Genomic DNA, 21587 nt, shown 5'->3' with positions numbered 1-21587 from the left:
TTTTTTGCTTTAAAGCAGTTTAACTTACTTTGCGCTGTGCAGCCTGAATGTATTGCACTAAATCTTCAATAGAAACCACGGTCATATTATGTTTATTAGCATAATCACTCACCTCAGGTAAGCGCGCCATTGAACCATCAGGATTTGTTAGTTCACAAATTACGCCAAATGGTTTTAAGCCGGCAAGTTGCATTAAATCAACGGATGCTTCGGTATGACCGCGACGCACTAATACACCACCCGTTTGTGCTTTTAAACCAAATACATGCCCAGGGCGCGATAAATCACTTGGTTTTGCATTATCCGCTGTCGCTGCTTTTATAGTAGTTACTCTATCAGCAGCAGACACGCCTGTTGTAACGCCGTGCTTAGCTTCAATAGTGACTGTATAAGCGGTGTTATTTTGACTCGTATTGTTAGCTACCATTTGCGGTAAGTCGAGCTGTTTAATGCGCTCCTCCCCCATGCATAAGCAAACAATGCCGCTGCCTTCGCGGATCATCTCGGCCATTTGAGAAGTCGTTAAATGCTCAGCTGAAAAAACAAAGTCGCCTTCATTTTCACGGTTTTCATCATCAACAACAAGTACGCCTTGGCCTTGCTGTAGTGCAGTGATTGCGCTTTGTACGCGGGTATGGCTTTCGCCGAATTGAGTAAGTAGAGACTGAATCATCATTATATTCCAAATAAAAATAATAGATTCAGGACTGTGAAAGGATCAGTAATACATCACTTAAATTTAAAGCGAACACTACCAAAATAGCTTAAATAGAATAACAAAAAGCACGCCGAAAAATGCAGCGCACAGTGTTATACCAACTGCATTAAATTAGTGATTAATTATAGCGCAAAAAAAACAGCTCACTTAACGCGATACAATGATCAGGCCTTTAATAAAATCGGTATTAGTATAATAAGCCATATTCTCTTTCATCCGGACTGTAACCGTCGGCTCTGGCATCTCACCAGATCTGCTTGACCTTTACTTAACCTAAAATAAGTTAAATAAAGCGCTCGCGGGCTCGTTTAAGTCATAAAAAACATTAAACATACCGCCGGTGGGGAATTTCACCCCGCCCTGAGAATTCACTTTTATAACTAGAGCGCTATAAAAGCGGGCTTATTATACCCTTTAACCTAATTACTTATCAAAGGTAAGTGAGTACACTTCTAACAAAGCTCGGTATTTAATGAGGCTTTGATGACTTTACCTTCATTTATTTCAGCGGTGATTGTACAAGTAGCGCCGTTTACTAAATTTAAGTTAGGTGGAACATGACCTATATCAGCATCAATAATTACAGGAAATAAACACCCACCTAGCGCAACATCTAACGCATGGCGATAATCAAAGGCATCGTAATGACTTTGTGTAATTTCACTTCGCCCTAAAATCAAACCATTGATGTCGTCAAATATGCCCGCTAATTTTAATGACAGTAAAAATCGTGCAACGGTTGTCGGTGTAAGCTCTGAGTTTTCAAGGTATAGAATAAGTCCTTCAGGTGCGCTGTGCTTCTTAAACTCATGCAGCGCTAAAAATGGCGAGTCAAGCAATAAACCTACGGTATCTAAACACCCACCAAATAACCGACCAGACATTTCTATGGTACGTTTATCTGTGTAGTTTAAACATTGCCAATTTGTGGGCTCACTCGGGCTGAGTAATTCGTTCGGGTTTTGCGCGTAATGAGGCTTATTTTTTTGATATAAAGAAGAAGGACCTTGCTCAAATTTACTACCGGCTTCGTAGGTCAGAGTTTCAAATATTTGTAAGCTATACGGATTTTTTTCATCTGGATGCAACTGCATAAGATTAGCGCTGTGAAGGGTTGCCCATTGGCACTTAGCCGTTAATGCACATGCAATAGTACTCACATCAGAAAAACCAACTAACCACTTAGGCTTTGCTTCTTTAATGGCGTTAAAATCAAGTAGTGGCAGTATCTCCATTGCCAGCTCACCACCCATCGGCGGCATAATCGCATCTATTTCATCATCTAATAAAAAACCCATTAGCTGCTGAGCATGCGCTTTTGCGTTAAGCTGTTCACGTGGTTTGTTTTGACGTAAAAACTCCCCTTCAACAACATCATACCCTCGTTGTTTTAGTCCATTTATAACAATGTCTAATCGAGCATGGTATTTTTCTTTTAGCCCAGATGAAAGCGAGCAAATTGCTATTTTTGATCCTACTTTCAAAGGCGCTGGGTAAAGTATATTAGCCATTGAGTGTTCCTTTTTAATAATACCAACCTGCATAAATCTTTGATCAATTTAACGAATTAAATTGCACTATAACGTTGTTAAAAGTTTTTTATTTAGAACAACTAGATATAAAAACTTTTGCCTAGTTCTAGCGTAATTTTCTTAACGTTAAATAGACCCCATATATAAGCAGATTGGTATAAAGTGATTATGTACCTATATCATCATGCTTACTCTTTATGCAATATGAACACTCTTATCAGTATAGTGATTTATTTAAGGCATAAAAAAACCGATGTAATTACATCGGTTTTTATTTAAAACGTTAAAGTGAGTTATGCGTTAAAGATACTCAACTTCAATGATTTCGTACTCAACGATACCTTTTGGCGTTTCAATAGACACTGCGTCGTCCATTTGTTTACCAATTAAGCCACGTGCAATCGGTGAGTTAACAGAAATTAAGTTGTTTTTAATATCTGCTTCATCATCGCCTACAATACGGTATTTTACTTCAGCATCAGTATCTACATTTACTATAGTTACTGTGGTGCCAAAAATAACTTTGCCCGTATTTGGCATTTTAGTTACGTCGATTATCTGAACATTTGAAAGCTTCGCTTCAATTTCTTGAATTCGACCTTCACAAAAACCCTGTTGCTCACGTGCAGCGTGGTACTCAGCGTTTTCTTTTAAGTCACCGTGTTCACGCGCAACAGCAATGTCGGCGATAATTTTTGGACGGGTAACTGTTTTTAATTCGTTAAGCTCTTTGCGCAGTAAATCTGCGCCACGAACTGTCATCGGAATTGATTGCATACTTTTCTCACTTAACACCAAGGCCCTAGTTGGCCTTGGCACATTTCCTTAGTTCAATCGCAGGTGTAGCTCTTGAACTGACGTTACTTTACTACGGTCATCTGCTTTGTTAGCAGTACAGTTAGCAAAAGCCGCGTTCAAGGTTGTCGTATAGTTGGTTTTATTTTGCAATGCACCACGACGTAACACCTTCGAATCTTCGATCGCTTGGCGACCTTCGGTGGTATTAACGATATAGCTGTACTCTTTATTCTTGATATAATCAAGAATATGCGGGCGGCCTTCATATACTTTGTTTACACGTCGTACTTCAATGCCAGCTTCTTCAAGAGCGTGTGCCGTGCCACCAGTTGCGTCAAGTTCAAAACCTAAGTCGGTCATGATTTTGGCTAATTCAACAATACGTGGCTTATCGCTATTACGAACAGATAATAGCGCGCGACCACCGCGTGGTAAAGTGTTGCTTGCACCTAATTGTGCTTTTGCGAATGCTTCGGCGAAAGTATCACCAACACCCATCACTTCACCTGTTGAACGCATCTCAGGACCACGAATTGGATCCACACCCTGAAACTTAGCAAATGGTAAAACAACTTCTTTAACGCTGTAGTAAGGAGGTATCACTTCTTTAGTAATACCTTGGCTTGCTAAAGACTGACCAGCCATACAACGTGCAGCTACTTTTGCAAGCGCCACACCGGTAGCTTTAGATACAAACGGTACAGTACGTGCAGCACGCGGGTTAACTTCGATTAAGTACACTTTGTCTTCTTTAACTGCAAACTGTGTATTCATCAAGCCAACAACACCAAGTTCAAGCGCCATGTCGGTTACTTGCTTGCGCATTACGTCTTGCACTTCTTGTGATAAAGAATGTGCAGGTAATGAACAGGCTGAGTCACCCGAGTGAACACCCGCTTGCTCAATGTGCTCCATGATACCGCCGATAATTACTTGCTCGCCGTCACAAATTGCGTCAACGTCAACTTCAATCGCATTATCTAAGAAACGGTCCAGCAATACAGGTGCTTCGTTTGATGCTTGTACCGCTTCGGTCATGTAGCGACGTAAATCATCTTCGTCGTATACAATTTCCATTGCACGACCACCTAGTACGTACGACGGGCGTACAACTAATGGAAAGCCAATTTCAACTGATTTAAGTAAAGCTTCTTCGGTTGAAGTTACTGTTGCATTTTCTGGCTGAAGTAAGTTTAAACGCTCAACAAGTTGTTGGAAACGTTCGCGGTCCTCTGCACGGTCAATCGCATCAGGTGAAGTACCAATCACTGGTACGCCATTGGCTTCAAGCTCACGCGCTAGCTTAAGTGGTGTTTGACCACCGTACTGTACGATAACGCCTTTTGGCTTTTCAACACGTACGATTTCGAGTACGTCTTCAAGCGTAATTGGTTCAAAGTATAACCTGTCTGATGTATCGTAATCGGTAGATACTGTTTCAGGGTTACAGTTAACCATAATAGTTTCGTAACCGTCTTCGCGAAGCGCAAGCGAGGCATGTACACAACAGTAATCAAATTCAATACCTTGGCCGATACGGTTTGGACCACCACCAATAACCATGATTTTATCACGATCTGTTGGGTTAGCTTCACACTCTTCATCGTAAGTTGAGTACATGTAAGCAGTGTCTGAGCTAAATTCTGCAGCGCACGTATCAACACGTTTGTATACTGGCACGATGTTTAATAAATGACGTTTTTTACGAATTTCAGCTTCAGATACACCTGCAATTTCAGCTATACGTGGATCTGCGAAACCTTTGCGTTTAAGTTTACGTAGGAAGTCGGCATTTAAACCAGCCATACCTACTTCACCAATTTTTGCTTCGTCTTTTAAAATATCTTCTATTTGTACTAAGAACCAGCGATTAACTTTAGTCAGCTCATAAACATCATCAACGCTCATACCATGGCGCATTGCATCGGCAATGTACCAAATACGCTCAGCACCTGGTTCGCGTAATTCGCGGATGATTTTTTCTTTCGCTTTAGGGTCATCAAGTGCAACTATTGGGTTAAAACCTGTTGCGCCCACTTCAAGACCACGTAATGCTTTGTGTAATGATTCTTGTTGGTTACGACCAATCGCCATTACTTCGCCAACAGATTTCATTTGCGTAGTTAAGCGGTCGTTAGCACCGGCAAATTTTTCAAAGTTAAAGCGAGGAATTTTTGTTACAACGTAATCGATTGAAGGCTCAAAAGACGCTGGAGTTTTACCGCCAGTAATATCGTTTTGAAGCTCATCAAGCGTGTATCCTACTGCTAGCTTTGCAGCAATTTTAGCAATTGGGAAACCCGTTGCTTTTGATGCAAGTGCAGATGAGCGTGATACGCGTGGGTTCATCTCAATGATAACCATACGGCCATCTTCAGGATTAATACCAAACTGCACGTTAGACCCGCCAGTTTCTACACCAATTTCACGTAATACCGCCATAGAGGCGTTACGCATAATTTGGTATTCTTTGTCGGTTAACGTTTGCGCTGGTGCAACGGTGATTGAATCGCCAGTGTGAACACCCATAGGGTCAAAGTTTTCAATGGTACAAACAATAATACAGTTATCGTTTTTATCACGTACAACTTCTGTTTCGTACTCTTTCCAACCAATCAGTGATTCATCAATCAATAATTCGTTTGTTGGCGATAAGTCTAAACCGCGCTCACAAATTTCTTCAAACTCTTCCATGTTGTAAGCAACACCGCCACCGGTGCCACCCATGGTGAAAGAAGGACGAATGATACATGGCAAGCCAATGCGGGTCATTGTATCTTTTGCTTCTTCCATTGTGTGAGCAATCTCAGCACGTGGACATTCAAGACCAATGTTTTTCATTGCTACGTCAAAGCGTTCACGGTTTTCTGCTTTGTCGATTGCATCAGCCGTTGCGCCAATTAGCTCAACGCCATGCTTAGCCAATACACCGTGCTTGTCTAAATCAAGTGCACAGTTTAATGCTGTTTGACCACCCATTGTAGGCAGTACTGCATCAGGCTTTTCTTTTTCAATAATTTTTTCTACCACTTCCCAGTGAATTGGTTCGATGTATGTTGCATCAGCCATATCAGGGTCGGTCATGATAGTTGCAGGGTTTGAGTTAACTAATATAACTCTGTAGCCTTCTTCTCTAAGTGCTTTACACGCTTGAGCACCAGAGTAGTCAAATTCACAAGCTTGACCAATTACAATTGGGCCTGCGCCTAAGATAAGAATGCTTTTTATGTCGGTACGTTTTGGCATTATTACTCCAGTTAAATTAGTGTTTACGCGCTTGCATCAAATCGATGAAGTGGTCAAATAATGGTGCTGCATCGTGTGGACCTGGACTTGCTTCAGGGTGACCCTGGAAGCTAAACGCAGGCTTATCTGTACGATGAATACCTTGAAGCGTTCCATCAAATAACGATTTATGCGTGGCACGAAGCGTACTTGGTAGGCTTGATTCTTGAGCTGCAAAACCATGGTTTTGAGCTGTTATCATAACTACATCGCGGTCTAGGTCTTTAACTGGGTGGTTAGCGCCGTGGTGGCCAAATTTCATTTTTTCTGTTTTAGCACCTGAGGCAAGGGCTAATAACTGATGACCTAAACAGATACCAAAAATAGGTGTGTCGGTTTCTAAAAAGGCTTGAATGGCTTCAATAGCGTAAGTACATGGCTCAGGATCACCAGGGCCATTAGATAGGAAGATACCATCAGGGTTTAAAGCAAGTACGTCAGCGGCTGAAGTTTGCGCTGGTACTACTGTAAGTTTACAACCACGGTCTACAAGCATACGTAAGATATTACGTTTTACACCGAAGTCGTAGGCAACAACATGAAACTTTTCATCAGCAGCGTCAAGGGTTTTAAATCCTTCACCTAATGTCCAGCTTGATTCGCGCCACTCAAAATTTTCCTTGGTTGAGACAACTTTTGCTAAATCCATACCTTTTAAGCCTGGGAAGGCTTGCGCGGCTTGTAACGCTTTATTTTCGTCTAGCTCGTCACCGGCAACAATACACCCGTTTTGTGCGCCTTTATCACGCAAAATTCGAGTTAGCTTTCTGGTGTCGATGTCCGCAATACCTAAAATATTACGTTCTTTTAAGTAATCATCTAACGATTGCTCGTTACGAAAGTTACTTGCTAGCAGTGGCAAATCACGGATCACTAGGCCTTTAGCCCAAATTTGATTCGCTTCTTCGTCTTCGCTGTTGGTACCCGTATTACCGATATGTGGGTACGTCAAAGTTACGATTTGTTCCGCGTATGATGGATCAGTCAAAATTTCTTGATAACCAGTCATAGACGTATTGAATACCACTTCACCGACTGACATGCCGTCAGCGCCGATTGCAGTACCGCGAAACACTGTGCCGTCTTCTAGGACTAACAGAGCGGATTTAGTCAAGTTAAACCTCCTAACAGTAAAAAACGGGAGTAAGCAATTGCTTAACACCCCGCCAATACCCAGAGGGATCGTCAAAACCAGATTTTTGTGAGCTTAAATTGTTTTACGCAGTCTTAAATGATGCAGATGTAAAGCATTCAACCTTCAATCATTTTTCTTGCCTAAAACTATTTTCATTCCCACTGAAACCCTGGATTTACTAGCCACTTGGGTATAATTGGAAACACGCATTTAGTAATTTTTGGCAAATTGGCTGCATATTACATGAAGTTGCTATTTAGGTCTAATATTATTTGGTTAATTGTTACAAATAAGTCACTGTAGGTGAAATTAGACCCAAACAGTTAAAATAGTAACTAAACTACTTAAGATCTAGCACATCTTGCATATCATAAAGTCCAGCAGGTTTGTTTTTCAACCAGCTTGCAGCCCTTATAGCACCTAGAGCGAACGTCATTCTCGAACTTGCTTTATGTGTTAATTCAAGCCTTTCGCCCATTGTAGCGAAGTATGCGGTATGTTCACCTACTATATCGCCCCCTCTTAGGACAGAATAACCAATCTCATTTTGAGATTTAGCTGTTTCTACTTGGCTTCGGTCATATACCGCAACCTCGTCGTGATCCCAGCCTTTCGCTTGCGCGATTGACTCACCTATTGCCAGTGCGGTACCCGATGGTGCATCTATTTTATGACGGTGGTGCGCTTCAAATATTTCGATATCTAAATCGTCACCAAACTTAGTCGCTGCAGTTTGCACAAGGTTGAGTAATACATTGACACCTACGCTGTAATTTCGCGCAAATACAATAGGGATATGTTTAGCGGCATCGTGTAATAGCGCCATATCATCATTTGTTAAACCTGTTGTGCCAATTACCATAGGAATTTTTTGCGCTACAGCGGTTTTTAAATGGTTTTTCATACCCGCTGGCAGCGTAAAGTCGATTAAAACATCTACATTATCTATTGTACTTTCGTCGCTAAAGCTAACACTGTTATCGGCTGCGCTGTTTACTTGATTTACATTAATGCCTAATAGCGATGAACTGCTTCGAACATATGCACCTGTAAGTTGTGTTTGTTCTTTAATTGTCGCGGCTTCTAATAGAGCTAAGCCCATTCTACCGTTAGCACCAAAAACACCTATTCGATTTGTAGTCATGGTTTTTACCTAATTTAATTTGAATCCGTTTATTAGCCATATATCCGGGCATTACAAAATACGTAGGTAGGTATTTTTATGCAGTTGGATAAATATCAATCGCTGAAAATCGCGTTGTTTTATAGATATTATCTAAAAGTCATGCAATAGTCAGGTGACCTTTTAATTTAATAATAATAACAATACCAGTTTACTTTAGCCATCTATACATTTAAACTTCTCTTTCGCGTCGATTTGGTCTTTGGCTTGCGGACGCTGCGGCTAACAACTTTTTTTTAAAAAGTTGTACTGCTAAATTCAGCTAAAAGAGGAGTTTTGGCTGTGATAAATTTTACTGGTTATGAGGATTATGATGCAGCCATCATTTAATAAAAACAAAGCAATACTTTCTTTACTTCCCCTACTTACCTTTGTAGCGCTATTTTTAGGCTCAGGTTTGTATTTGCAATCGCAAGGGGTTGATTATGCTTTTTACCAACTACCCGCACCTGTTGCTATATTGCCCGCCATCATGCTTGCGTTTATTTTAAATAAAGGCACGGTAAACCAATGTGTAGAAACCTTTATTAAAGGTGCCGGACACAACAATATTATTACCATGTGTTTAATATACTTACTTGCGGGTGCTTTTTCTGCCGTTGCCAGTGCAACCGGTGGTGTAGATGCAGTAGTAAATGCAGGCTTATCGCTTATTCCACCTTCGTTGTTACTCCCTGGTTTATTTTTAATTGCAGCGGTTGTATCAACAGCAATGGGTACGTCAATGGGTACGATTGGCGCCATTGGCCCTATCGCTTATGCGGTATCAATTAAAACAGGTATAGATCCAGCATTAATGGCCGGTACGATTGTATCTGGCGCTATGTTTGGCGATAACTTATCTATTATTTCAGACACCACTATTGCAGCTACGCGCACGCAGGGCTGTGAAATGAAAGACAAGTTTAAAGAGAATCTTAAAATTGCTGTCCCTGCTGCAATACTGACTATTGGCTTATTGTTTTATTTAACACCTGCTGCTCAAGTTGTTGAAACCAAGGATTACGATATTTGGTTAGTGCTTCCGTATGCCTTTATTTTAGTGCTAGCAGTTGCTGGCTTGAACGTCTTTGTAGTGTTGTTTAGCGGTATTATTTTTGCCGCATTAATGGGCTTTACAGGAAGTTATGAAGGCGCAAGCTTTGTAAAAGACATTTACAAAGGCTTTACCGATATGCAGGAAATATTTTTACTCTCAATGTTTATTGGTGGCTTATCTGAATTTATTCGTATTAATGGTGGCCTTGATTACATTGCTCAAAAAATTCAAGCAATTACTAAAATCATTGCAAAATGGCACCGTAAAGTGGCAGATCAATTAGGTATCGCTGCGTTAGTTTTAACAAGTAATGTCTGTATTGCCAATAACACCGTATCTATTATTGTGGCCGGCCCTATTGCTAAAAAGCTTGCTGATGATGGTGAAATAAGCGGTAAGCGCTCTGCAAGTTTGCTAGATATTTTTGCTTGTGTAACGCAGGGTTCTTTACCATACGGCGCACAAGCATTGTTACTTGGCGCTACGTTTAAAATAAGCCCTTGGGAAGTATCAACCTCTTCCTATTATTGTTTTATCCTAGCATTTACGGCAATAACTATCATTTGCTTACGCCGCAATAAAGCGTAATAAATTGCGTTTCCACATGTTGCAGCTTATAAGGTAAGCTGCAACATGTGTTAAATTAGCGATCAACAAATCAATCTCTTCTGCTATAATCTCTGCTTCCGCGTGTCACTAAAATTATAGTTATTAAACAGTTATGAAATTTAAAAAATTACTCCCTTTTATTACTTTTACTTCTCTTGCTTTATCATCGTCGGCTTTTGCTGCTAATTGGAGCAGTACAGCACTACACATTAATAATGGAAGTCAAAAAAATCCATTTTCTAAACAAGAGTCCGATACTACCGTTTACTCGGTTCAACATGCATCGGGCTATGACTACGGCGATAACTTCTTCTTTATCGATTACAGTAAAGACGATATAGATGATGGTTACCAAGATGCTGATTTTTATGGTGAATGGTACTCAACGGTAAGCTTATCGGCCATTAGCGGCGAAAAAATTGGCTCTGGTGCATTATTAGATGTTGGCCTTACGGGCGGTATTAACGTTGCTGGTGATGCAAAAGTAATGAAATACCTACCAGGTGTTAAATTAAGCTGGGATGTACCTGGTTTTAACTTTTTTCAAACGTTGTTCACAGCTTACATTGACGATAGTGAAGGTGTAGCAAAAGGCGGTGCACCTATTGAAACTAATAGCTGGATGCTTGATGTAGCTTTTGAGTATCCTTTCTCTATTGGCTCACAAAAGTTTAGCTTTAAAGGCCACGCTGAATACATTGCTGAACGTGAAGATGAATTTGGTAACGATGTTGAGGCGTGGATACTCGCACAGCCTATTTTAGTGTGGGATATGGGCCACGCTCTTCAAATGAAAGAAAACACACTCCTGTTGGGTATGGAATTACAATACTGGCACAATAAACTAGGTACTGAAGTCACTGAATCGGTACCACAAATCCATATTGAGTGGACGTTTTAAGCTTTAACAATCAGCTCTTTACTCAGTAATTAATAAGCGAAGCTTTATTTTAGCTTCGCTTCTTTTCGTCCACGTAAAACATTTAATTGAACAGGTTTAAATACTTAGTTATTGTTGTACTTCTTTTAAGCCAAGCGCTCGCCTTTAATAGGAGTAACTGAATGTCGTCGATTAAAGTTATTTGTTTCTCTACTTTATTAGTACTAACAAACAATGCCTTAGCTGGCACTTCTCAAGATACATCTGCCCTTTCTTATGATGCACTTTTAACTAATTACGAATACGATTTTAAAGTAAATTACTTTGCACTTGAGTCGCAAAAACAATCATTAAAAATGGCCTATATTTACTTAAAGCCAACCAAATCCGACATGCCAACAGTTACACTTATGCATGGCAAAAACTTTAATGCAGATTACTGGACTACCACTGCGCAATATCTGCAATCTTTAGGTTATGGGGTATTAATTCCAGATCAAATTGGTTTTGGTAAGTCGTCTAAGCCAACTAATTACCAGTATTCATTTGCGGCTCTTGCTCATCATACTCATGCGTTAATGGACTCACTTGATATAAAAGAGTCGATTGTATTAGGGCACTCAATGGGTGGAATGCTAGCGAGTCGTTTTGCATTAATGTATCCAAATACAACTAAAAAGCTAATTTTATTAAACCCTATTGGGCTTGAAAACTACTTGCAGTATGTTGATTACAAAGATACAAATTTTTTCTATAAAAATGAGTTTTCAAAAACGCCGGAAGGCGTAAGAAAATATCAACAAAAAAATTACTACGATGGTAAGTGGAATGCCACATATTCAGCCTTAACTGACTTCATAACAGGGCAAATACAAGGCCCAGATAAAGAACAAATGGCATGGGTGAATGCAAAAACATACGATATGATTTTCACTCAACCTGTAATAACCGAATTTAAAGATTTAACTATGCCGGTTAAATTAATTATAGGTACGCGGGATAGAACCGGCCCTGGCCGTAACTGGAAAAAAGAGGGTGTTAATTACGAGCTTGGTCGATATGATAAATTAGGCAAACACGCTGCAACACTTATCCCTGAAGCACAATTATTCGAGCTGGATAACTTAGGGCACCTGCCGCACATTGAAGATTTCGAACGCTTTAAAAATGTATTTAAACAAGCACTTCCTGCTGAATAACCACGCTTAAGAACTAAAATAAAACCCCTGTAGGTAAAATACTTACAGGGGTTTTATTTTAATTACGCATTAATACTAAACGTACACTACTTCAAATAGTAAAGCGCTTAACTACAGTGTGCACTGTGGGTTTTTACCCTGTGCTTTAGCAGTACTTTGCTCACTAAGTGCTTTGCTCATTTGCGCTTGTAAGTTTTTAATACGGTTACTTGGCGCTGGGTGAGTTGATAAAAACTCAGGTGTTGTACCACTACCTGCCGCACTCATATTTTGCCAAAGGGTTACTGACTCTTGTGGGTTAAAGCCGGCCTCAGCCATTAAATCTAAACCAATAGTATCGGCTTCTGATTCGTGCGAGCGGCTAAATGGCAAAACAACACCATACTGTGCGCCCAAACCTAAGCCTTGCATAATTTCATTACGATATTGAATGTTACCCATTTCAAGTGCCGCACTACCAAGTTGCATACCGGTATCTAAAATAGAGCTTTGTGAAACACGCTCATTTGAATGCTCAGCAATTACGTGCCCTACTTCGTGCCCTAGTACTGTTGCTAATTGGTCTTGATTAGTAGCAATTTTTAATAAGCCAGTATGAACACCAATGTAACCACCTGGTAGTGCAAAAGCATTAGCAGATTCATCTTCAAATACAACCACTTCCCAATTTTGCGAAGCGTATTCTTTTGGTAATACAGCCACTACTTTTTCAGCAATGCAATTTACATATGCATTTGTTTTTGCATCTTTATTAATTGGTTGGTTTTTTTTCATATCAGCAAAACTAGCAGTGCCCATTTCACTCATTTGTTGGTCTGAATAAAGCGCTATTTGTGTGCGTCCTGTTGGCGACGTTTTACAACCAGCCAAAACGGCTGTTGCTAATACTGCAAGTACTAGTTTTTTCATGGTAATTCTCTTAAGCAATTAATTTTTTATTGCTTGTAGAATAGCAAACACAGTACCAATTTAAAATATTTGCTTTATATAGCGCTATATTAACAAGATGCGATAAGACGATAAACTTAGCAGGCGAACTAAGTTTATCCAAATACAATGCCCTGTTACACTACAGTCCTTGTTTTTAGTGATTGTTGAGTTTACACATGGACGCCTCAGCCTCGTCTTTTAATACCCGTATTTTATTGCCTTTATTAGCCAGTATTGTGGCGATTACGCCATTGGCTATTGATATGTATTTGCCCGCCATGCTGGTAATTGCAAACGATTTACACACTAATATGCCAAATGTACAAATATCGTTGAGTATTTACTTAGCAGGTTATTCATTGGGGATGTTATTTTTTGGCCCGATTGCCGATCAAATTGGCCGCCGTAAGCTCGCCCGTATTGGCTTAACCCTATTTGGCGCAAGCTCACTTGCACTTGCATTTACCACCGAAATCCATGCCTTTTGGACTCTTCGAGCAGTACAAGCATTTACGGGAGCTGCAGCAACGGTAGTAGTACCGGGTATTATTCGCCATATTTATCAGCAAAACACAGCTAAAGGAATGTCGTATGTATCGATGATCATGATGGTAGCACCGTTAGTTGCCCCCTCAGTTGGCTCGTTTATTTTAGGGTTTTCTGTTTGGTCAACCATATTCTTGGTGCTTGCTGGATATAGCTTTTTAATATTAGCGTTTGTACAAGTATATCTAATCGATATTCCTATTCACAAAAATGAAAAAAAGGGTCTCGCTTTATTTTTTGATAGCTATAAAACAGTGCTCAGTAATAAAGATGCACGTGCCGACATACTCAGTTCTATGTTTGTATCATTTGGATTTTTTTGCTTTTTAACCTCAGTACCTTTTATATATTTAGATTTATATGAAGTGTCAGAACAATTATTTGGTGTATTATTTGCCTTTAACGTAATGGCGCTGATGTTTGGTAACTTTTTAAATACGCGAATTGTACCAAGGCTGGGCTCTCGAAAGATGCTCTATATTGGGCTTGTATGTGGATTTGTATCGGGGCTTGCGCTATTAACATTTAGCTTATTGCATTTATCACTTTATTATATTGTGGCTGCTATTGCGCCATTAATGATGAGTTTAGGCGTCACAGCAAGTAATGCTGACTCGTTAATTTTAATGAAGTTTGAAAAAAACACAGGCACGGCAACCGCCGTAATTGGCACTCTTCGTTTTGGTAGTGGCGCATTAGTTGGCCCCTTACTCGCGATTATGCATGCAAAAAGCGCAGTGCCATTTTCAAGCTTAATGTTTAGTGCCGTGTTACTCACTATGCTCGTACAGTTAATTCACTATAAAAAAGAACAAAAAAAATGCCTCGTTATGAGGCATTTTTTAAAACTAATAATTCAATTAAGCATCAGCAGCTTTAGAAACCATAACCATCGCAGGGCGTAATAAACGACCATTCAATGTGTAACCTTTTTGCATAACAGCAAGTACTGTATTAGGTGTTACATCGTTACTTGGTTGGATTGACATTGCTTGATGAAAATCTGGATTAAACTGCTCACCTTGTGGGTTTACAATTTCAACACCAAATTTAGAAACAGCGTCATTAAAGCTCTTAACCGTCATATCGATACCTTCAAGCAACGGCTTTAAAGTCTCATTTTCTTTATCAGAAAATTCAATAGCACGTTCAAGGTTATCAATTACAGGTAGTAATTCGTTAGCAAATTTTTCTAGTGCAAATTTATGCGCTTTTTCTACATCTTGTGCTGCACGACGACGAATATTATCTACGTCTGCTGCTGCGCGAACAACACCATCTTTTTGATCAGCAATAGTTTGCTTAGCGGCCTCAAGCTCTGCATATAGCATCGCAATTTCTGCTTCAGGGCTTTGCTCTTGTTCTGCATGTTGATCAGCGGCTTCTACTGCTGCTTCTACATCAGCCTGCATTTTAGAAATTTCTTCGTTTAATTCTACTTCTTGCTCAGGGTTTTGTGTCTGCTCAGACATAAAATACGTGCTCCAATTCTTTTCAACTGCGGTAATTATGGGGATTGAATAAAAAGATTCAAGAGTTAGATGTCTCAATTAATTTAAATTCTTGGATTATTTCTTCAATTTGCGCTGATTTAGGGCAAATTATACAAAAGCGGCTTTGGTATTCTTGATTTTGAAAGTACGGGACACTTATTACAATTAATTCATCGCACTCAGTAAAAGGTAATTTTTCGCTATTAAGTACCGATAACCCATTTTTAAAAGCGAGCTTATCTTCTACATAATTTAAAAATGAGACACCAATATTTAAGCTTTGTTCACAATCAATTTGTTTGTAAAGGTAATTTTCACCAACAACAATACTGTTATCTGAGCCTAATTTTTGGCTTAGTTGTCGCGTCCATTGATTAAGCGAATCGTGACAATTTCGAGGCGCGGTATTAGCCATAGCTTGCATACGGTATAAACCTTCCATCAAGGTTTGTTGACTAAAGACGGTGTTTAACCACGTTGCAAACTGATAACGAACAGAGTCTGACGAATCATGAGGCTTATCAATACAAATATTATGGCTCTGCCCTGCTCTGTCTATTAATAAAATAAGCCAGTCGGTAGAATCAAAATCAAGTACCTCTACTCTAAATACTTGCTGCGAGCTGGCTTGTGGCAAACCCACACAACAACACACCTGATATTTTTGGCTCAAACCATGCGCTAGCTCAACGAGTTGTGATTGCTCTGGTTGCCAATAATTAGCAATATCAGCGAGTGGAAAGAACTCGTCAAACCAATAATCAAACCCCTCATTTGTAGGCACACGGCCTGCAGATGTATGAGGTGAATACAATAAGCCCACTTTTTCTAAGCGAGCCATCGCATTACGTACCGTAGCCGAACACACAGCCATGCCTTTAAGCTTAGCAATTTTTGTTGATGGGACGGGTAACCCCTCACCATTACAGTACATGTTCATAACAGCTGAAAAAATTTGCTGATCTCGTGGATTTAATTTCATGTTATCTACATCTTGTTGCATGTCTGATATATCGGGGCATTTACAGTTATTTCAAGTCACATAGTATGCTGGTATTTAATAAAACTAAATTAATTACCTAGGTAAGTTAATCATACCAATTTAAGCTAAGATCTGTATTTTCAAACACTTCTCTTTTGGGTTACTCTACAAACATTCAAACTTTTAGTGTACACATTATGGATTCTCCTTTTAAAACCATTGGCCTTATTGGTAAACCAAACCACCCTGGTGCAGCCGCAACACTACAACGTCTGCATACATTTTTACTTGCACTTGGTTTTGAGGTTATAGTAGAAAAACGCACTGGTGGCCAGTTAGTTGATGTACCCGCAGATAAACTAGTTAAGTTAGTCGACTTAGGGGAACTGGCTGATTTGGCTATTGTCGTTGGAGGTGACGGTAACATGTTGGGCGCAGCACGTGTTTTAGCTCGTTTCAACGTAGCAGTAATCGGTGTTAACAGGGGGAACCTTGGGTTCTTAACTGATCTTAACCCTGAAGGTTTTGAACCAAGTTTAGAACAAGTTTTAAGTGGTGATTTTATTGAAGAAAATCGCTTTTTACTTGAAGTAGAGGTATACCGCCACAACGAATTAAAAAGCGCTAATTCTGCGGTCAATGAAGCCGTGCTTCATGCCGATAAAGTTGCACATATGATTGAGTTTGAAGCCTTTATTAATAAAGATTTTGTATTTTCACAGCGCTCGGATGGCTTAATTGTATCAACACCAACAGGCTCAACGGCGTATTCACTTTCAGGTGGCGGACCTATTTTGACACCGGAGCTTAATGCTATTTCGTTAGTACCTATGTTCCCACATACATTATCGAGCAGACCATTAGTCGTTGATGCTGATAACGAAGTACGCTTAAAGCTAAGCCTAGAAAATACAGATAGCCTACAGGTAAGTTGCGACAGCCATGTTGTGCTTGCTGTTTTACCTGGCGATGAGGTTGTCATTAAGAAAGCAGATAAAAAACTGCGTTTAATTCATCCAAAAAATTATTCTTACTACAACGTTTTACGTACTAAATTAAATTGGGGTAGTCGTTTATACTAATTTTATTGCCAAGTGTAAGACTTTAGAGCAAAATATCGCAAAATAAAAAATAATATTATTAGGAACTATAGCAAATGACGTATGTTGTATTTTTTTCACTTTTGTTATTAATTACGCTACTAGGTAGCTATTTAATAGTTGAAAATAATCGTCGTATAGCAAGCGAAACCAAGAAGAGAATTTTTAATGATCGAGTTTCAAAAATTAGTACGCGTTTGAAAAGCAAACTAAATGAATTGTTGGATGTTAAGGTAATACGCCCGAAACACGTTCCTAGAGTCCAGGCAATTGTTAGTAATTTTTTCGTAGTACAAGCACATAATGATGACAATTTACAAAAATTAGAAGATGTAACTGATTTACTCGTCAGCACTTTATCTAACGAATTAAATAAAACTTATCAAACTAATTCGGCTAAAAGTTTAATTGATAACTTACAGCACTTTATAGCTGAGCTACCTCATCAAGGTATTTTATATAACAAAGCTTTTTATGACACTGAACTACCTTCGTTAATATTTACTATCCAAACAGAAGACATCCATCAACACATTGATAAAAAAGAAGAAGTTGAATTTTTGCAACAAAAAACTAATGACTCTCCTATTAACGAAGAGGCAAGTGTTGCTTAAATACTAAAAAATTAATTTGCAAAAAACCAAAACACTGTATAAATTAACAGTTAATTGACTGGATGGATAAACAGTATGTTAATTGGTTTAGAAGTTAAAAATTTTGCAATAGTAAGTAATTTAAGTACCGAATGGCAAAACGGTATGACCGCCATCACCGGTGAAACAGGTGCAGGTAAGTCTATAGCCATTGATGCGCTTTCACTGTGTTTAGGTGAGCGAGCAGAAGCCTCAGCGGTCCGCCCTAACACTGACAAGGCAGAAGTATGTGCACAATTTGATTTAAGTGCACTTCCACTAGCTAACGCTTTTTTAGAACGACACATGTTAGCAAATGCCGATAACGAGTGCTTATTACGTAGGGTGGTATGTAAAAATGGCCGCAGTAAAAGTTATATTAATGGTAGTGCGGTAACCGCCGCACAGCTAAAAGAACTTGGTCAATATTTAATTTCTATTCATGGGCAACATGCCCATCAGTATCTTTTGAAAGCTGAGCATCAATTACAATTACTTGATGCCTATGCCGGTCACAATGATTTAGTTAACGGCGTGAGCCAAAACTATAAGCTGTTCGCTAACTTACAAAAAGAATTTAAGCACCTAGAGCAGCAACAATTACAGCAAGCGGCTCAAAAACAACTTTTAGAATATCAAGTTGCAGAACTAGATGAATTTGCTTTGCAAGAAAATGAATTTGAACAAATAGAGGCTGAGCATTATAAACTCAGTAATAGCCAAACCATTTTAGAAGCCTGCCAACGAGAGCTACAGCACCTTTACGAAAGCGATGAACAAAATGCGTGCTCGTTGTTACAACATAGTGCTCAGCAATTTACCGAACTGGCTCAATATGACGAAAGTTTAGTAAGCGTAGCTGCTATGCTTAGCGAAGCCGCTGTACAAGTTGAAGAAGCGAGTCGCGAAGTGCGTGATTACACTGAGCAAGCAGATTTAGACCCGGCTCGCTTAGTTGAAGTAGAAAATAGACTAAGTGGTGCAATGGACTTAGCTCGCAAACACCATATAAAACCACAAGCCCTAGTTGAGTTTCATCAATCTATTTCACAGGAACTGGAGTCAATTAGTACTAATAGTGCTCGATTAGAACAACTAGAATCCGAAATAGAAAATGCGCGAGTGACATACCAACAGGCAAGCGATCAGTTAAGCAAAAGTCGTAAAGAGTACGCAAATACACTAAACACTTTGATCAGTGAGAGTATGGCTAACCTGTCAATGGAAAATGGTGTATTTGAAATAGCATTAACTCAAGAAGTTGAGCGTGCACCCAACAGTTTAGGGTACGACAATGTATCATTTTTAGTTTCAACTAACCCAGGACAGCCACTACAACCGCTTGCTAAAGTAGCATCTGGGGGGGAGCTTTCGCGTATTAGCTTAGCAATTCAAGTGATTATTGCACAAAAAGTAACAACCCCAACACTTATTTTTGATGAAGTTGACGTAGGTATATCAGGCCCTACCGCATCGGCAGTTGGAAAACTATTACGTCAGTTAGGTAAATCAACTCAAGTAATTTGTGTAACGCATTTACCGCAAGTAGCTAGCAGTGCGCATCAACAATTCTTTGTAGCTAAAGAAATTGCTCAAGGTGAAACATTTACTCATATGCTGCCTTTAAATAAAGATGGACGAGTTAATGAAATAGCTCGCCTATTAGCTGGAGACAACGTAAGTAAGACGGCTAAAGCTAACGCAAAAGAACTGATAATGGCACATGCCTAGTGCTATTTAGCTACCGATTTATAACAAATCAACATGTATCAAATTGCTAAGAGATAAATATAATGCAAAATAGTGTCATTTATATGTGTATAGGTTTTAGTTGGCTTTTAATAATAGTATGTGTGCTCTTAATGCTTTTAAGTCGATTTAAACATACTCAATTTAAACAACGTTTATTACGCTTTGTAAATATAGTTTTAGTGTTTCAATTGTTATTCGCCGGTTTATATTTAGCTGTTGAGTTTGACAGAGATTCACAATACTTAAAAGGGAGTTACACGATACTTATTGCGCTCCAAATTACCTGTAATTTCTTTTGCTACATGAGTGTAAAACGAAGAAAAGCCAAAACGAAACCTTCTCTTGACTCCTTCTCTATGGATTAGCAAATATAGATGGTTACTAAGCTGAGCAAGTTCTATTTTTACCTTGCTCTTTTGCTTTATAGAGTTGCTGATCAGCATGTTTAATATCAAGATCAATTGATCTGTTTTCTTCACTTTGAACAACACCAATACTAATTGTTAAGTTTACAGTATTAGTACGTAAACTTACCGCTGCCTTTTTAAGTGAATCATGGATTTTATCTGCTACATTTACCCCTTCTGTAACACTAACATTAGGTATTGCTATTAAGAACTCCTCTCCCCCCCAACGAGAAGCAACAGCATTTTGTGGAATATTTTTCTTAAAAATCTTAGCTAAATGAATAAGTGCCTCATCGCCAAAGTTATGTCCATATTTATCATTAATTTTTTTGAAGTTATCAACATCAGCTAGTAGCAATACAAAAGGTATGCCTTTGTAAGCATGTTCCTTTTTGAATTCACTTAACTTATTCATTGCATGACGACGGTTAGGAAGCTCAGTTAATGGATCGATTGTTGCTAATCGTTCATTTCTTTGACTTAAAGCTATTATTTTATTGCTGTACTTCTCTCTTGATTGTTCGTAAAAACCTGTGAGTAAAGCGACAATAATAAACGAAAATACAATTCTATAAGGAAATTGTGCTGGTTTATATTCATAAATATTAAACATGTCTGCGCAATAAAAGCCTAACATTATCGCTAGCAAAAATATGAATATATCAGATGTCCCTCGCTTTAATCCTCGAATAGAATATGTTACTGGTGATACAATAAATATCCAAATTGGCCCTGTACCTTCAGCGCCGCCAGTAACAACTAAGTAAAGCATCAATCCATAAAGATTATATAAAATCGCATTTGCAGACTTTTCTACCTCTTTGTAAACATTAAATGCCCAAATATAGATAAGTGACGAACCGAAAAGTGTCACAAAAAGAAAGTATTCGCTATTAATAAATGCAATACACGACATCAAAAATGTGGATATAAAGCCTATTGATGAGAAAAACCTTACTATTAATTCTCTTTCTGTTTTATCGAAGTATTTGTGCATAATTTATCAGTTTTCTTTTCGTAAATGACGCCAACCCAGAACACAAAGTAAGCAAATAGTAAATAAGCCGCGTATTTTGTATTTATTTAGTTAATTAATCAACACTTAATACCATACTAAAATACGGAAAAAGTAGAATTAGATTCTTTCTCCCTACCTTCACGGTTAAGCATTCTCTAATATTAGACCTAATTGCCTACATTATTTATATGAAAGGATAAATAATTATGGCGTGTTGACCTTTCGTGATTAATTTTTCAGCCGTATGTTTGGTATTTAGGCAAATGTAGTGTGATTATTCTCCATAAATTTGGATAACGTAGCATAAATGCCAAATATGCGCTGCCCTTTGGATTCTTCCTAAGGACGA

At 38.9% G+C, this 21587-nt stretch carries 17 protein-coding genes and 1 riboswitch; of the genes, 7 read left to right on the top strand and 10 right to left on the bottom strand.

Annotation, left to right across the window (positions count from 1 at the left end):
- Positions 1 to 19: 19 nt before the first annotated feature.
- From ribB to dapB, 6 genes are all read right to left on the bottom strand, one after another.
- Positions 20 to 673: a 3,4-dihydroxy-2-butanone-4-phosphate synthase gene (gene ribB / locus P20495_RS14825; RefSeq protein WP_008134744.1), complete on the bottom strand. Its 654-nt coding sequence runs from the start codon at positions 671 to 673 to the stop codon at positions 20 to 22.
- A 245-nt stretch (positions 674 to 918) separates the two neighbouring features.
- A riboswitch (FMN riboswitch) is annotated at positions 919 to 1090 on the bottom strand.
- Between the two features lie 80 nt (positions 1091 to 1170).
- Entirely contained in the window at positions 1171 to 2229 is a 1059-nt protein-coding gene (locus P20495_RS14830; protein WP_008134742.1) for a S66 peptidase family protein, read from the bottom strand.
- Between the two features lie 321 nt (positions 2230 to 2550).
- On the bottom strand, positions 2551 to 3027 hold the full coding sequence (gene greA / locus P20495_RS14835; protein WP_007375825.1) for a transcription elongation factor GreA: 477 nt from the start codon (positions 3025 to 3027) through the stop codon (positions 2551 to 2553).
- Between the two features lie 48 nt (positions 3028 to 3075).
- Positions 3076 to 6294, bottom strand: a complete 3219-nt coding sequence (gene carB / locus P20495_RS14840; protein ID WP_008134740.1) for a carbamoyl-phosphate synthase large subunit — start codon at positions 6292 to 6294, stop codon at positions 3076 to 3078.
- Positions 6295 to 6310: 16 nt separating this feature from the next.
- Complete coding sequence (gene carA, locus P20495_RS14845; RefSeq protein ID WP_008134738.1) at positions 6311 to 7447, bottom strand: glutamine-hydrolyzing carbamoyl-phosphate synthase small subunit; 1137 nt, start codon at positions 7445 to 7447, stop codon at positions 6311 to 6313.
- A gap of 361 nt (positions 7448 to 7808) precedes the next feature.
- The gene (dapB, locus tag P20495_RS14850; RefSeq protein ID WP_008134736.1) at positions 7809 to 8612 is read right to left on the bottom strand and encodes a 4-hydroxy-tetrahydrodipicolinate reductase; all 804 of its coding nucleotides are present in this window, start codon (positions 8610 to 8612) and stop codon (positions 7809 to 7811) included.
- 352 nt (positions 8613 to 8964) lie between these two features.
- On the opposite strand from dapB, the gene P20495_RS14855 reads away from it, so the two are divergent.
- The 3 genes from P20495_RS14855 (at position 8965) to P20495_RS14865 (ending at position 12378) form a co-directional block, all read left to right on the top strand.
- Positions 8965 to 10278, top strand: a complete 1314-nt coding sequence (locus P20495_RS14855) for a Na+/H+ antiporter NhaC family protein (RefSeq protein ID WP_008134735.1) — start codon at positions 8965 to 8967, stop codon at positions 10276 to 10278.
- A gap of 133 nt (positions 10279 to 10411) precedes the next feature.
- Positions 10412 to 11200, top strand: a complete 789-nt coding sequence (locus tag P20495_RS14860; RefSeq protein WP_008134734.1) for a hypothetical protein — start codon at positions 10412 to 10414, stop codon at positions 11198 to 11200.
- Positions 11201 to 11361: 161 nt separating this feature from the next.
- The gene (locus P20495_RS14865; protein WP_008134733.1) at positions 11362 to 12378 is read left to right on the top strand and encodes an alpha/beta fold hydrolase; all 1017 of its coding nucleotides are present in this window, start codon (positions 11362 to 11364) and stop codon (positions 12376 to 12378) included.
- A gap of 111 nt (positions 12379 to 12489) precedes the next feature.
- Here P20495_RS14865 and P20495_RS14870 read toward each other — a convergent pair whose 3' ends face one another.
- Entirely contained in the window at positions 12490 to 13287 is a 798-nt protein-coding gene (locus P20495_RS14870; protein ID WP_008134732.1) for a M48 family metallopeptidase, read from the bottom strand.
- Between the two features lie 197 nt (positions 13288 to 13484).
- On the opposite strand from P20495_RS14870, the gene P20495_RS14875 reads away from it, so the two are divergent.
- A complete protein-coding gene (locus tag P20495_RS14875) occupies positions 13485 to 14759 on the top strand; it encodes a Bcr/CflA family efflux MFS transporter (RefSeq protein ID WP_008134731.1) in 1275 nt (424 codons plus the stop codon).
- Here the strand turns inward: P20495_RS14875 and grpE are convergent.
- The gene (grpE, locus tag P20495_RS14880; protein WP_007375833.1) at positions 14715 to 15326 is read right to left on the bottom strand and encodes a nucleotide exchange factor GrpE; all 612 of its coding nucleotides are present in this window, start codon (positions 15324 to 15326) and stop codon (positions 14715 to 14717) included. The genes P20495_RS14875 and grpE overlap by 45 nt on opposite strands.
- A 58-nt stretch (positions 15327 to 15384) precedes the next feature.
- Positions 15385 to 16350: a hypothetical protein gene (locus tag P20495_RS14885; protein ID WP_007375834.1), complete on the bottom strand. Its 966-nt coding sequence runs from the start codon at positions 16348 to 16350 to the stop codon at positions 15385 to 15387.
- Positions 16351 to 16526: 176 nt separating this feature from the next.
- Here P20495_RS14885 and nadK point away from each other — a divergent pair, with 176 nt between their 5' ends.
- From nadK to recN, 3 genes are all read left to right on the top strand, one after another.
- Positions 16527 to 17411 (top strand): NAD(+) kinase, encoded by an 885-nt coding sequence (nadK, locus tag P20495_RS14890; protein WP_008134730.1) that lies wholly within the window; start codon positions 16527 to 16529, stop codon positions 17409 to 17411.
- Between the two features lie 74 nt (positions 17412 to 17485).
- Positions 17486 to 18043, top strand: coding sequence for a hypothetical protein (locus P20495_RS14895; RefSeq protein ID WP_008134729.1), 558 nt, complete (start codon positions 17486 to 17488; stop codon positions 18041 to 18043).
- Between the two features lie 75 nt (positions 18044 to 18118).
- Positions 18119 to 19792: a DNA repair protein RecN gene (gene recN / locus P20495_RS14900; protein ID WP_008134724.1), complete on the top strand. Its 1674-nt coding sequence runs from the start codon at positions 18119 to 18121 to the stop codon at positions 19790 to 19792.
- Between the two features lie 402 nt (positions 19793 to 20194).
- Here the strand turns inward: recN and P20495_RS14905 are convergent, their stop codons facing one another.
- Positions 20195 to 21217, bottom strand: a complete 1023-nt coding sequence (locus tag P20495_RS14905; protein ID WP_242401464.1) for a GGDEF domain-containing protein — start codon at positions 21215 to 21217, stop codon at positions 20195 to 20197.
- Positions 21218 to 21587: the final 370 nt, after the last annotated feature.

It is taken from the genome of Pseudoalteromonas sp. BSi20495 (genome assembly GCF_000241185.1).
In the GTDB taxonomy this organism is placed as follows: domain Bacteria; phylum Pseudomonadota; class Gammaproteobacteria; order Enterobacterales; family Alteromonadaceae; genus Pseudoalteromonas; species Pseudoalteromonas fuliginea.
This window is presented reverse-complemented; position numbering and strand designations above follow the sequence as displayed.